Annotated in this window: 12 protein-coding genes and 1 pseudogene; 8 read left to right on the top strand and 5 right to left on the bottom strand. The window is 61.2% G+C overall.

Annotated elements, in window-relative coordinates; all coding sequences use genetic code 11:
* Nucleotides 1-18: 18 nt before the first annotated feature.
* The gene (locus tag AC1DVE_RS18695; protein WP_223456468.1) at nt 19-1,017 is read left to right on the top strand and encodes an acyltransferase family protein; all 999 of its coding nucleotides are present in this window, start codon (nt 19-21) and stop codon (nt 1,015-1,017) included.
* 112 nt (nt 1,018-1,129) lie between these two features.
* Here the strand turns inward: AC1DVE_RS18695 and AC1DVE_RS18690 are convergent, their stop codons facing one another.
* Complete coding sequence (locus AC1DVE_RS18690; protein ID WP_223456470.1) at nt 1,130-2,620, bottom strand: aldehyde dehydrogenase family protein; 1,491 nt, start codon at nt 2,618-2,620, stop codon at nt 1,130-1,132.
* 564 nt (nt 2,621-3,184) lie between these two features.
* Between AC1DVE_RS18690 and peaA the strand changes: the two genes are divergently transcribed.
* The 4 genes from peaA to peaD all read left to right on the top strand — a co-directional run bounded on the left by peaA (nt 3,185) and on the right by peaD (nt 7,757).
* Complete coding sequence (peaA, locus tag AC1DVE_RS18685) at nt 3,185-4,765, top strand: quinohemoprotein amine dehydrogenase subunit alpha (protein ID WP_223456472.1); 1,581 nt, start codon at nt 3,185-3,187, stop codon at nt 4,763-4,765.
* A 96-nt stretch (nt 4,766-4,861) separates the two neighbouring features.
* Nucleotides 4,862-6,292 carry a quinohemoprotein amine dehydrogenase maturation protein gene (peaB, locus tag AC1DVE_RS18680; protein WP_223456474.1) on the top strand — a complete coding sequence of 477 codons (1,431 nt, stop codon included), beginning with the start codon at nt 4,862-4,864 and terminating at the stop codon, nt 6,290-6,292.
* Between the two features lies 1 nt (nt 6,293).
* Nucleotides 6,294-6,617, top strand: coding sequence for a quinohemoprotein amine dehydrogenase subunit gamma (gene qhpC, locus AC1DVE_RS18675; RefSeq protein ID WP_008016081.1), 324 nt, complete (start codon nt 6,294-6,296; stop codon nt 6,615-6,617).
* 21 nt (nt 6,618-6,638) lie between these two features.
* On the top strand, nt 6,639-7,757 hold the full coding sequence (gene peaD, locus AC1DVE_RS18670) for a quinohemoprotein amine dehydrogenase subunit beta (protein ID WP_477784116.1): 1,119 nt from the start codon (nt 6,639-6,641) through the stop codon (nt 7,755-7,757).
* Between the two features lie 172 nt (nt 7,758-7,929).
* Here the strand turns inward: peaD and AC1DVE_RS18665 are convergent, their stop codons facing one another.
* Both AC1DVE_RS18665 and AC1DVE_RS18660 read right to left on the bottom strand, forming a co-directional pair.
* Nucleotides 7,930-8,331, bottom strand: coding sequence for a lysozyme inhibitor LprI family protein (locus AC1DVE_RS18665; protein WP_223456478.1), 402 nt, complete (start codon nt 8,329-8,331; stop codon nt 7,930-7,932).
* 62 nt (nt 8,332-8,393) lie between these two features.
* The gene (locus AC1DVE_RS18660; RefSeq protein ID WP_223456480.1) at nt 8,394-8,792 is read right to left on the bottom strand and encodes a GFA family protein; all 399 of its coding nucleotides are present in this window, start codon (nt 8,790-8,792) and stop codon (nt 8,394-8,396) included.
* A 199-nt stretch (nt 8,793-8,991) separates the two neighbouring features.
* Here AC1DVE_RS18660 and AC1DVE_RS18655 point away from each other — a divergent pair, with 199 nt between their 5' ends.
* On the top strand, nt 8,992-9,498 hold the full coding sequence (locus tag AC1DVE_RS18655) for an SRPBCC family protein (protein WP_223456482.1): 507 nt from the start codon (nt 8,992-8,994) through the stop codon (nt 9,496-9,498).
* A gap of 266 nt (nt 9,499-9,764) precedes the next feature.
* Here the strand turns inward: AC1DVE_RS18655 and inhA are convergent, their stop codons facing one another.
* A complete protein-coding gene (gene inhA / locus AC1DVE_RS18650) occupies nt 9,765-10,451 on the bottom strand; it encodes an isonitrile hydratase (protein WP_223456484.1) in 687 nt (228 codons plus the stop codon).
* An 88-nt stretch (nt 10,452-10,539) separates the two neighbouring features.
* Between inhA and AC1DVE_RS18645 the strand changes: the two genes are divergently transcribed.
* Nucleotides 10,540-11,550, top strand: a complete 1,011-nt coding sequence (locus AC1DVE_RS18645) for a GlxA family transcriptional regulator (RefSeq protein ID WP_223456486.1) — start codon at nt 10,540-10,542, stop codon at nt 11,548-11,550.
* Between the two features lie 262 nt (nt 11,551-11,812).
* Complete coding sequence (locus AC1DVE_RS18640) at nt 11,813-12,985, top strand: MFS transporter (protein ID WP_223456488.1); 1,173 nt, start codon at nt 11,813-11,815, stop codon at nt 12,983-12,985.
* A 57-nt stretch (nt 12,986-13,042) separates the two neighbouring features.
* On the opposite strand, the pseudogene AC1DVE_RS18635 reads toward AC1DVE_RS18640, so the two are convergent.
* A pseudogene (locus AC1DVE_RS18635) lies at nt 13,043-13,259 on the bottom strand (IS110 family transposase); the annotation flags it as partial.

The following is a 13,259-nucleotide window of genomic DNA, read 5'->3' as shown; positions in this document are numbered from 1 at the left end:
AGGATTTTTGGGGTGTAAGTGGGAGCCTATCGTCTGCTACTGGCCGTTCTGGTGGCCGTTTCTCATATGGGCAAGACGTTCATGGGGCTAAACCCCGGCGTGATTGCCGTGATTTCCTTCCTGATCATCAGCGGTTTCGTGATGACCTCGCTGATCGAGCGCAACTACAAGGCGCCGGAGAAAGTCGGCCTGTTCTACCTGGACCGCGCCCTGCGGCTCTACCCTCAATTCCTGTTCTACTTCGCAGTTTCCTGTGCGGTGATCTATTTCCTGCTGCCCGGCACACCTCAAGCCGCCGAGCTGACGCTGCGCAACATCGCCGCAAGCCTGGCTATTGTGCCACTCGGTTTCTACATGTTCGGAGCGGCGGGATCGTGGATCTTGCCGCCGGCCTGGTCTTTGGGGCTTGAGATGTGCTTCTACCTGGTGATCCCTTTTCTGATCATCTACAGGGCGCGGGGTGTTGCGTTTGCTCTATCCGTCGTCGTCTTCATGGTCGCGTGCCTGGGTTTCATCAACACCGATCTGTACGGCTACCGTCTATTGCCGGGCGTACTGTTCATGTTCCTGTGCGGCAGCTACCTGTACAAAGCGCAGCCGAAGGATCTGGCGATCGCTGCCGGCACCGCCGTGGCGGCGGCCCTGATGTTTGCGGCCATCATGGCGGGATGGATAGAGCGCCGACCGTTCAATGCCGAAGTGACCGCCGGCATAGCGCTGGGCGTGCCCGCCGTGTACCTGCTGACAAAGCTCAAGTATCACCGGATTGACGAGTTCCTCGGCAATATCAGCTACGGCGTGTTCCTGAATCACTATGTGGTGATGTACTTCCTGCACGCTATCGGGTCGGTTGCCTACGATGGGGCCATTGTTGCAACAGTGCTGGCCTTGTCGTTGCTGCTTAGCGGCGTTTCGTACTACTGCGTCGAACGGCCGGCCCTGAAGCTTCGTCACGCGCTACGGGCCGGCGCAAAAAGTCGGGTGGGTCAAACGCAGGGCCGCGAAACAGCGGCATAGTGGCTGGACTGGCGCTTTCGCGGCAGCCCGCTTCTGCAGGGAATTTGTGTTCAACGCACAACTCCTGTGGGAGCGGGCTCGCCCGCGAAGGCGGCCCGAAGATCGCTACGAATTACAGCTTGATCAACACCGACTTCAACTCGGTGTAATGCTCGATCGCCGCATACCCCATCTCACGCCCGACCCCGGACATCTTGTAGCCGCCGAACGGCAGCGCCGGGTCCAGGGCGCTGTGGCAGTTGACCCACACTGACCCTGACTTGATCCGTGGAATCATCCGGTGCACCGCCGCCAGGTCGTTGGACCAGATACTCGCGCCCAATCCATACGGACTGTCATTGGCCATGCGCAGGGCATCGGCCTCGTCATCGAACGGGATGGCCACCAGCACTGGGCCGAAGATTTCTTCCTGCACCAGTGAGTGCTTCTGATCGACGTCGACAATCACTGTCGGCTTGACGAAAAAGCCCGGCCCGAACTGTTCACCGCCGCAGGCGATGGTCGCGCCGCTTTCCCGGCCCTTTTCGATGTACCCGTAGACGCGCTCCTGCTGGCGCGCCGAGATCAATGGCCCCATGTCGACGCTCGGGTCCAGGCCGTTGCCGAGTTTCATGGCGTTGGCGATGTCGCTGATGTCCGCCACTACATTGTCGAAGTGCTTGCGCTGCACATACAGCCTGGAACCTGCGCAGCAGACCTGGCCCTGGTTGAAGAAAATCGCGCTGGCAGCCCCAGCCGCGGCGGTTTTCAGGTCGGCGTCGGCCATGACAATGGTCGGTGATTTGCCGCCCAGCTCCAGGGTGACCCGGGTCATGGAATCCATGGCGATCTTGCCGATCTGCTTGCCCACCGCGGTGGAGCCGGTGAAGGTCAGCTTGTCCACCAGCGGGTTGTGGGTCAGGGCCGAGCCTGCGGTGATGCCGGTGCCGGTGACCACGTTGAACACGCCTTCGGAATAACCTGCCTCCAGCACCAGTTCTGCAAGTTTCAGTGCGGTCAGCGGGGTTTCGTCGGCGGGCTTGAGCACCACGGTACAACCGGTGGCCAGGGCCGGACCGAGTTTCCAGCAGGCCAGCAACAGCGGGAAGTTCCAGGCAACGATGGCGCCGACCACGCCCACCGCTTCGCGTCGAATGAAACTGTGGAACTGGTCGTTGGGCATCAGCGGTGCCGACACGTCAACCGTAGAACCTTCGATCTTGGTCGCCCAACCGGCCATGTAGCGCAGGAAGTCGATGGCCAGTTGCACGTCCATCACCTGGGCCACCGCCGCGCTTTTACCGTTGTTCAGGCATTCCAGCTGCGCCAGCAACTCGGCGTCGCGCTGCATCAGGTCGGCGAGTTTCCATAACAGATTCTGCCGCTCCCGGGGACGGGTGCGGGTCCAGGTTGAGTCGTCGAACGCCTGGCGGGCGGCGAGTACCGCGCGGTCGACATCCTCCGGCGTTGCCCGTGGCACCACGCACAGCACTTCGCCGGTGGCCGGGTTGTGCAGGGGCATGGTCTGGCCGTCGGCGGCCTCGACCCAGTCACCGCCGATGAGCATGCGCGGGGCGCGCTGGATGAATGCCGAAGTGGCGGGAAGCAGGTTTGGGAGCGACATGATGAAACCTCGTCTTGTTCGTGTGGCGAGGTCATTCGCAACGGCTGTGCCAATTTGCCCAAAGCCCCGTGTTAGCAGGTTTCGGCGGCCAAATGAACTCATGAACGAGCGCAGGACTGTCGCAAACTGAGACGCCGCTGACACACTCGTCGCGCCCTGTAGGAGCTGGCTTGTCGGGTCGCCGCATCGCAGCGATGGTCGTTAACGATAACGCGTTCTTACAGAGTGAGCGCGTTACCTGAGAGTCCATCGCTGGCAAGCCAGCTCCTACAGAAAGCAAAACGATCATTGGTCATCGCCCATCGACGTGGCTCACCTATGCTCGTCTCAGAGTGAAACTGTTGTCGCGAAATAAAACGTGTTCCCGCGATGGCTGTACTGCCAAAACCCCTGCCTTTTCCGGCAAATCATTGATTCAAATAGGTTTTAACAAGCTGGCACGCTCCGTGTATTGCACCTCTCAGACGTTTCTCTTGCCTCCGTCAGCGGTTCACCGCCGGCGGTAGAAACCATAAAAACGATAAGCCACAACAATAAGAACGCACCGTGCGAGGTTCGACGTTGATGAAGAGAAAACTCCGATCAGGTATGAGCGCCAGCCTGCTGGCCGTAGCCGCTTGCGTAGCGCTGCATTCGCCTCATAGCCTGGCAGCCCGCGACGCCCAGACCATCCTCAAGGAAACCTGTCAGGGCTGTCACACCCCCGAAGCCGATAACGCCCTCAGCCGCATCAGCCACCAGCGCAAAACGCCGGAAGGCTGGTTGATGAGCATCGCCCGCATGCAGACCATGCACGGTTTGCAGATCAGCGATGACGACCGTCGTACGCTGGTCAAGTACCTGGCCGACACCCAGGGCCTGGCGCCGAGCGAAACCGACGGCGTGCGCTATGCGCTGGAGCGGCGGCTCAATACCGTCGAGCAGTTCGACGACCAGACCAGCCAGATGTGCGGCCGCTGCCACTCCGGTGCGCGGGTCGCCCTGCAACGGCGTCCGGCGCAGGAGTGGGAGCGCCTGGTGAACTTCCACCTCGGTCAGTGGCCGTCCCTGGAATACCAGGCGCTGGCCCGGGACCGCGACTGGTTCGACATCGCCCGCAAGGACATGGTGCCGCTGCTGGCCAAGCGTTATCCGCTGGACAACCCGGCCTGGAAAAAATGGCAGAGCGCGGCGCCCAAAGCCGGTGCCCTGGTAGGCGACTGGAGCTTCAGCGGCCACTTGCCGGGCAAGGGTGAACTGGCCGGTGTCATGACTGTGAGTGCCGATGGCAGCGACACCTTCAAGGTCAGCGTCAAAGGCCAGTACGCCGACGGCAGCCCGTTCAATGGCGACGGCAGTGCGATTCTCTACACCGGCTACGAATGGCGCGGCAACGTGACCATCGATGGCGTGACCATGCGCCAGGTGTTCGCCGCCCAGGGCAATGCGATGCAGGGCCGGATGTTCGAGGCCGAGCATGACGAGCGCGGCCTGGACTTCGTCGCCGCCAAGCAGGGCTCCAACCGTTTGCTGGCGGTGCAGCCGGGCTATCTGAAGGCTGGCAGCGAAATCGAAGTGACCCTGATCGGCAGTGGCCTGAGCGGCAAGCCGGACTTCGGCAAAGGCGTGGAAGTGCTCGAAGTGGTCGAGCAGAGCCCTGAGCGGATCAAGGTCAAGCTCAAGGCGGCGGCCAATGCCCAACCGGGCGTGCGCGCGGTCAGCGTTGGCGCGCTGAAGGGCCCAAGTCTGTCGGTGTACAGCAAGATCGCCTCGGTCAAGGTGGTGCCGGAATTCTCGGTGGCACGGATCGGCGAGGGCGGTGGTTCGACGCCGAAAGTCCAGGGCCGTTTCGATGCGGAAGCCTGGGGCAAGGGTGCTGACGGCAAGCCGTATCGCATCGGTGTGTTCCCGGCGCAGTGGAAAGTCGAAGCCTTCGACGACCGCGCCAAGGAAGACGAAGACGTCAAGTTTGCCGGCACCATGCAGGCCGACGCGGGCGTGTTCACCCCGGGCGATGCCGGGCCGAACCCGGCACGCAAGATGTCCACCAACAATGCCGGCAACCTCAAGGTGATCGCCGCCGTCGACGACGCAGGGAAATCCCTGAGCGGCGAAGGCCACATGATCGTGACCGTGCAACGCTGGAACAATCCACCCATTCCATGAGTTGGCTGTCCTTGGCTTAACACAGCTTCAAGGCTACAGACACTTTTCGGAATGACCGCAAGCCCCGCCAAGCGGGGCCTGCACAGGAGGTTGGCAATGGGCGCTATCTTGAATCTGGTCGAACGCAACCTGCACGAAGTGCAGGTCGATGCAGACCGCATGCTGTTTCACATCCCCAGCAGTTCGCTGTTCGCCAGCGATGAACTGACGGGCACCATCATCGATACCTTGCGCGGGCCCGGTTGTTCCTCGGACGACCTGATCCAGCGCCTGGCCGCGCGTTTCAACGGCGAGGAAGTCACCGAGACCCTGCGCGAGCTGATGGCCCTGGAACTGGTCAGCGACGGTTCGCCGCTGACCCCGGACATCGCCACCAAGCGCGTCGAGCGCACGGCAATCAATACCGTGGTGCTCAACGTCAACACCGGCTGCAACCTGAGCTGCACGTATTGCTACAAGGAAGACCTCGACAAGCCGTCGGCGGGCAAGAAGATGGACGTCGAAACGGCGATTGCCTCGGTGGAAATGCTGCTGCGCGAATCCCCGGACGAAGAGCGTTTCACCGTGGTGTTCTTCGGCGGCGAACCGCTGAGCAATCGCAAGCTGATCGAGTACATGGTCGACTACTGTGAGAAGCGTTTTCGCGAGGCGGGAAAGTTCGTCGAATTCGTCATGACCACCAACGCCACGTTGCTCACCGAAGAAACCGTCGACTATTTGAATGCACACCGCTTCGGTTTGTCGGTAAGCATCGACGGGCCGAAGACCGTGCACGACCGCAACCGCATCACCGTGGGCGGGCAGGGCACGTATGACGTGGTGCGGCGCAAGGCCGAGATGCTGCTGTCGCGCTACAACAGCCGTCCGGTCGGCGCGCGGGTTACCCTGACCACCGGCGTGACCGACGTCGAAACCATCTGGGATCACCTGTTCAACGAACTGGGTTTTGCCGAAGTCGGCTTTGCCCCGGTGACCTCCGGCGACATCAGCAGCTTCAACCTCACCAGCGATGAACTGGTGCAGGTGTTCGCCAGCATGAAGGCGCTGGGTCGTCGTTACCTGGAAGCGGCGCTGGAGCACCGCAACATCGGCTTCTCCAACCTGCACCAGCTCATCACCGACATCCACGAAGGCCACAAGAAAGCCCTGCCATGCGGCGCGGGCCTGAAGATGCTGGCGGTGGATCACAAGGGTGAACTGAACCTGTGCCATCGCTTTACCGGTTCGAGCCTGCCGACCTTCGGCAACGTCCACAGCGGTGTGAAACAGGTGGAGTTGAACGACTTCCTGTCCCAGCGCCTGGACCGCACCAACACCGGCTGCGAGGACTGCCAGATCCGCAACCTGTGTTCCGGCGGCTGCTACCACGAGAGCTACGCCCGCTACGGCGACCCGACCCACCCGACCTATCACTACTGCGAACTGATGCGTGACTGGGTCGACTTCGGCATCGAGGTCTACACCCGGATCATGGCCAATAACCCTGCGTTCATCAGCAGTTACATCACTCCGCGCAAGGCTCACTGATATGAAACATCTCAAGGCAATCAATAACAAAGCGTTGAAGCTGGATCAGGCCGCGGATGAAAACCGCATTGAAGAAGTGGTGGCCATGAGCTCCGTGGCGGGCTGTGCCTCGACCACCGACCCGGGCTGGGAAATCGATGCGTTTGGCGGTGTGTCGTCGCTGTGCCAGCCGATGGAGGCCGACCTCTACGGTTGCTCCGACCCCTGCTGGTGGCCGGCCCAGGTGCCCGACATGATGAGCACCTACCCGGACTGGAACAAGGATGCCCAGGCGTCCAACGACAACTGGCGCAACCTCGGCACTGTCTTCCCCAAAGACAAGTGATCACAGAAGAAGGATTCCAGCATGCGTAACATCAAAGCCTGCGGCCTGGCCGCGTTCGCCGTCCTGAGCAGCTGTTCTGTCAGTGTTCTGGCCGATGAAAACACCGCGTTGCAAGACGGTCACGAATACATGTTGACCACCAATTACCCGAACAACCTGCACGTGATCGACCTGGCCACCGACACCCTGTTCAAGACCTGCAAGATGCCCGACGCCTTCGGCCCCGGCACCGTGCAGCTGTCGCCGGACCGCAAGACCGCCTACGTGCTGAACAATCACTATGCGGATGTCTATGGCGTTGAACTGGACAGTTGCAAACAGGTGTTCCACGCCAGCATCACCCAGAAGCCAGGGGAGAAAGCGCGCTCGATGTTTGCTTTCACCCTCAGCCATGACGGCAAGGAGCTGTACACGGTCGCCAACCCGACGCTGATGATGAACGACCGTTACGAAGTGCAGCAGCCACGACTCGACGTGTATGCCACCAACGCTGGCATGGACGCCAAGCCGGTGCGCAGTTTCCCTGCACCGCGGCAGCTGACCATCATGCAGAGCGGTGACGACGGCACGCTGTACGTGGCCGGGGCGGACGTCTACAAGGTCAATGTGCAAACCGGCAAGTTCGACGTGCTGATCCCCAGCCGCCACTGGAAGCGCCCGAACTACAGCGCGCCGGACGTGCTCTACGTGTGGAACCAGCAGACCTACCGGCATGACTTCTCGCTGCTCTACACCGCGGCGAAGTTCAAGGACAAGAAACAGGACCCGGCCACCGCCGAATACCTGTACGGCCTGTTCAGTATCGACCTGAAGACCGGCAAGACCGAAACCACCGACTTCGGCCCTCTGACCGAAATCTACTTCAGCGGCATGCGCTCGCCCAAGAACCCGAACCTGATGTTTGGCGTGCTCAACCGCCTGGCCAAGTACGACATCAAACAGAAGAAAATGCTCCAGTCCGCCACGCTCGATCATTCCTACTACTGCATTTCCTTCAACAAGGACGGCAGCAAGATCTACCTGGCGGGGACCTTCAACGATGTGGCGATCTTTGATGCCGACAGCCTGAAGCAGACGGGCAGCATCAAGTTGCCGGGCGGGGATATGGCGGTTACTACGGCGCAGATTTTTGTCCGGTAAATCGCAGCGTCTGAGCTGACGCCATCGCGGGCAAGCCCGCTCCCACAGGTGACCGAGTTGGAACGCATATTTGCATCCACACCGGCCCATGTGGGAGCGGGCTTGCCCCGGGCGGCGTTCCGACGAAGAGGCCCTCAAAAACACCACAAGAACAGCACAAGAACAGCAAAAATCAAACCCCCGGCACCGGACAACTCAAATCCCCCTCCTGACACTTCAAGTACTGCTTGAAAGTCTGAACCCGTGCCTTGGTCAGCTCCGTGGTGCAGTTGCTGTAGATCAGCGGATACACACTCCCGCCTTCCACCCCGGACGCCGAGAATTTGCACTCGGCATCGCGAAACGCAACCCACGCACGTTGCGCACCCACCAACTGCTTCTTGCTGTCCGGGTTGCTCTTGAGTCGCGAAGTGATCTGCTGGTACAGCGCATTCAATTCCTTGTCGGCGGCCGCATTCTGCTGCGCCGCGCACTGGTTCATCGTCGCCTGGTCGCTGGCATTGTCGCAGTCCACGGCGAACGCCATGGAGGTAAACATCAGGGACGTCAGCGCCAATAGTAAGCGTGGGTTCATGCTGGAGTGCTCGCTGTGACCGAATGAGAGATGCAGTGTAGCGCCGAGGGGCATTCAGCCCGCTACGCTTGCCATTGCGCGTGTGTTTCCACCGAATCGTATTCCAGCCATGGCACGTCATGGGATGTCCAGATATGCGCCTGGGGCGTCATCTGCGGATCGGTATCCAGTGTCGCCACACGAACAATAACGTGAGGCTGGGCCGGTCGTTCGGCCATCAGATGTGAACCGCAGGCCGAACAGAAATACCGAAACTTGCCCGGCGACGATTCATGGCGGCTCAGGCGATCCTGGCCTTTGGTCCAGCGAAAATGCTCGCGCATCACCCCGGCGGTCGATGCAAAAGCCGCCGCGTGAGCCTTGCGACAGGTTTGGCAATGGCAATGGCTGATGGGCATGTCGAGGCTATCGAGTTGGTATTCGATGGCCTTGCACAGGCAACTGCCGCGCAGTTTGTTCATGGCTGACTCCTTTCAGGGGAATATTTCGATGGGGAACGTTAGCAGTTTCGATTCTCTGACTATTCTCCTGCTCCAGAACTTATTGTCGTAAATGCAACCGAATATCTCAGGTATGGTTGATTGCACATCCCGATTGGTACAACTTTAGAGTTGGTCTTGTGGTCTTACTGACCTACTGTTCATGTACAGGAGGTGACTTATGAACCCAGCATCTGATCGCATCGAAAGGAAAATCCTGCTCAAGGCCAAGCGTTCGCAGGTCTGGCGTGTGCTGGCCAATGCCGAAATGTTCGGACAGTGGTTTGGCGTGGCTCTGGAAGGCAAGCGTTTTGTGGCAGGCGAGTGGACCCAGGGGCAGATTACTTATCCCGGTTATGAGCATTTGCGCTGGAATGTACTGGTAGAGCGGGTCGAGCCGGAGCGGTTGTTTTCGTTCCGCTGGCACCCTTATGCCGTGAACCCGGAAGTCGATTACTCCCAGGAACCCACCACACTGGTGAAATTCGAGCTCGAAGATATGGACAACGGCACGTTGCTCAAGGTCTCCGAGTCCGGTTTCGATCACGTTCCCCAGGCCCGTCGCGAAAGGGCTTTCCGCATGGACAGTCGTGGTTGGGAAGAGCAAATGAACAATATCGAGCAGTTTTTGATCGACAGTGCCAAGTCCCACGAGCAACAGAGTGGCTCAAGTCGGCTCGAAACCTGAGGCGTTTAAGGGTTTCGGAAGGGGGTATATAGCGAATGTCTTACACGCGATGGTAGCGATGTCGCCTGTTACAAATTGGATCCGGTGCGTATTCTGGCCTCACCCACTGAAGCACAGGATGTGCTCAGGATCATGGATGATCGACCATCTGCAAGGAACGCTACGACAAGGAGTCGTCATGGTCTTGGAAAAACCCGCTTCGGCGGGTTTTTTTTTGCGCGCATGAAAAGTCGTGGCGGCAGGAACCGGGTTCCCGCCGCCATTTTTCACTGTCGGTCGAGTTTCGCCGCCGCGCGCTCGGTGATCTCCGCCCGCAGCTTCAACGAGCCGGCAGCCCGCTGGCGAGCCTCTTCCAGCACACCGGCCGGGGCCGTCTTGGGGCAGCCCGCGGTAAACGGCGGGGCCGGGGCGTATTCCAGTTGCAGTTGCACCAGCTCGGCGGTGGCCTGGTCGAACAGCTCTGCCGCCAGGGTCAGGGCGAAGTCGATACCGGCGGTGATGCCGCCACCGGTCAGCAGATTGCCGTCGCGAACCACCCGGTCTTGCACCGCGATTGCGCCCAGCGGCTTGAGCAATTCGTGATAGGCCCAGTGCGTTGTGGCGCGTTTGCCCTTGAGCAATCCCGCCGCGCCCAGCACCAGCGAGCCGGTGCACACCGAAGTGATGTACCGGGCGTTGGCGGCCTGGGCCTTGAGAAAGTCCAGGGTCTGGTCATCTTCCATCAAGGGTCCGACGCCACTGCCGCCGGGCACGCAGATCACATCCAGTGCCGGGCAATCGTCGAAGGTGGTGGTCGGTTTCAACAGCAGGCCGGTGCTGGCGGTGACCGGCATCAGGTCTTTCCAGATCATATGCACTTTCACGTCCGGTAGCGAGGCCAGTACGTCGTAAGGGCCAGTCAGGTCCAGTTGCTGAACCTGTGGAAACAACAGAAAACCGATCTGCAACGTCATGGTGTTTTTCTCGTGAAGTGGGTGGACGGTTTGACTGTAGGCTCGTAGGCTTTGGCGTATACGCCAATATCCCCACGAATTACGCCAAATGTCGAAAACCATCCATGTGCTCGCTTTCGCCAATGTGCAATTGCTCGACGTCACCGGGCCGTTGCAGGTATTCGCTTCGGCCAACGACATTGCCCGCCAGCAAGGCCTGCCGCCACCCTACGCGCCGACGGTGATTGCCAGTGGCGGCGGGGCGGTGATGTCGTCGGCGGGGTTGGCGCTGTTGGCCGAACCGTTACCGGATGAGGGCACCGACACCCTGATCATCGCCGGTGGCTGGGGTGTTTACGCAGCGGCCGAAGATGCGCCGTTGGTCGCCTGGGTACGCGAACATGCCCGTGGCTGCCGACGGGTTTCCTCGGTGTGCACCGGCGCGTTCCTGCTGGCGGCCAGTGGCTGGCTCGATGGCCGGCGGGTGGTCACCCACTGGACCCGTTGCGAGCAACTGGCGCAGCAGCACCCGCAACTGCACGTCGAGCCCAACCCGATCTTCATCAACGACGGCCCGGTCTGGACCTCAGCCGGGGTGACTGCTGGCATCGACCTGGCGTTGGCCATGGTCGAACAAGATCTGGGGCGCACCATGGCCTTGGAAGTCGCCCGGCAACTGGTGGTGTTTCTCAAGCGCCCGGGTGGCCAGTCGCAATTCAGCGTGACCCTGTCCCTGCAACAGGAAGGCAACCGTTTCGACGAACTTCATGCCTGGATCAGCGAAAACCTGACCCACGACCTTGGCATCCCGACCCTGGCCTTGCAGGCCGGCATGAGCGAACGCAGCTTCGTGCGCCACTACCGCGCCGACACCGGCCAGACCCCGGCCCGGGCCATCGAACTGATCCGCGTCGAAACCGCGCGGCGTTTGCTCAGCGATACCGGCGTGCCGATCAAGCGGGTGGCAGTGCAATGCGGCTTCGGCAGCGAAGAAACCCTGCGCCGCAGTTTCCTGCGGGCCATGGGCGTGACGCCACAGGCTTATCGGGAGCGGTTTTCGGTCAGTGCTGCAGCAGATCCGGTGTCCAGTTCACGTCAGGCTTCAGCTTCCGCCAGCTGATTGAAATATTGTCGCGAAACTCCGGGAACCAGGGGGCCTAAGTAGCTGACTGGTTTGGGTGGCCGAGAGTTCACTTGGCGGGCGAGGAGAGGTGTCTGTGAGGGCCCCTTCGCGAGCAAGCCCGCACATTTGAGCGGTGTACGCCGGCAATTGTGGGAGCGGGCTTGCYCGCGAAGGGGCCTTCACATTCAACCAACAATTCCACGCTTCCCCCACAATCAGCCGTTATGGCAACGTGCAGTCCCCTGATGAGACCCGTCCCATGGCAAACCCCTATCGCGAATTATTCAACGCCCCCGGCAGCGGCGCTTTCGTGCTGGCCGGAATGATCGCGCGCATGCCGATTTCCATGACCGGCATCGGCCTGATCACCATGCTCTCGCAGTTGCAGGGTGGCTACGCAATGGCCGGCGCGGTGGCGGCGACGTTCGCCCTGGCCACGGCCTTTTGTGCGCCGCAGGTCTCGCGGCTGGTGGATCGATATGGTCAGGGTCGGATTCTGCCGGTGGCGGCATTGCTGGGCGGTGGGGCACTGTTGCTGTTGTTGCTGTGCACGAGGTTGCAGGCGCCGCACTGGACGCTGTTTTTCTTCGCCGCGCTGGCCGGTTGCATGCCGAGCATGTCGGCGATGGTGCGGGCGCGCTGGACCGAGGTGTATCGCGGCCGGCCGGAGTTGCAGACCGCCTACGCCCTGGAGTCGGTGCTGGATGAAGTCTGCTTCATTGTCGGGCCGCCACTGTCGGTGGGGTTGTGCGTGGTGGCATTCCCCGAGGCCGGGCCGCTGGCGGCCTTGCTGGCGCTGGCCATCGGCGTCACCGCGTTTGTCCTGCAACGGAGCACGGAGCCGCCGGTGCATCCCCATGAAGCCCATCACCTGGGCTCGATCATCCGTTCCCGCGACATTCAGTTGCTGATGCTGTTGATGGTGGCCATGGGCACCATCGTCGGCGTGGTGGACGTGGTCAGCGTCGCCTTCGCCCAGCACCAGGGCCAACCGGCGGCGGCGAGCATCGTGCTGTCGGTGTACGCCATCGGCTCGTGCCTGGCCGGATTGGCGTTCGGTGCACTGCGCTCGAAAGTGCCGCTGGCGCGTCTGTTCCTGTACGGCGGGGTAGCGACGGCGGTGACCACCTTGCCGTTGCTGCTGGCGGTGAACATTTTCGGCTTGTCCCTGGCGGTGTTTATCGCCGGCCTGTTTTTCGCGCCGACGCTGATTGTCGCCATGGCCCTGGTGGAGCAGATCGTGCCGCCGGCCAAACTCACCGAAGGCCTGACCTGGCTGGTGACCGGCCTGAGCATCGGCGTGGCGATCGGCGCCGCCGGCTCCGGCTGGCTGGTGGACGCCTTCGGCGCGCGCAGCGGGTTCTGGCTGGCGATTGCGGCGGGGGCGGTGGTGCTCGGTTCCGCGATCCCGAGTTATCGCCATCTGAAATGAAGATCAAGCCATCGGGGATAGTCCCCTGTGGGAGATTCTATGGTTGAGGGAAAGCCCTCAACCTGCTTTTGGTTGGTATTCGCTCTGCCCTTTCAGCAGTGCAAATACGATCCGGGCAAGTTTGCGGGCCAGTATCACCAGTGCCTGCGTAGTGCTGAACCCTTTGGCTCTTTGCTCTTCATAAAAGCCTTTCCAGGCGGCTGTGCGGCTGGCCGACATGGCGGCGTTGTGCAGCAGTCGACGCGCTTCCGGGTCGCCTCGCTTTGTCAGGCTG

The organism is Pseudomonas sp. P4_B4 (assembly GCF_056402255.1).
Note: the sequence above shows the minus strand (reverse complement) of the source record. Positions and strands in the feature narration are given on the sequence as shown.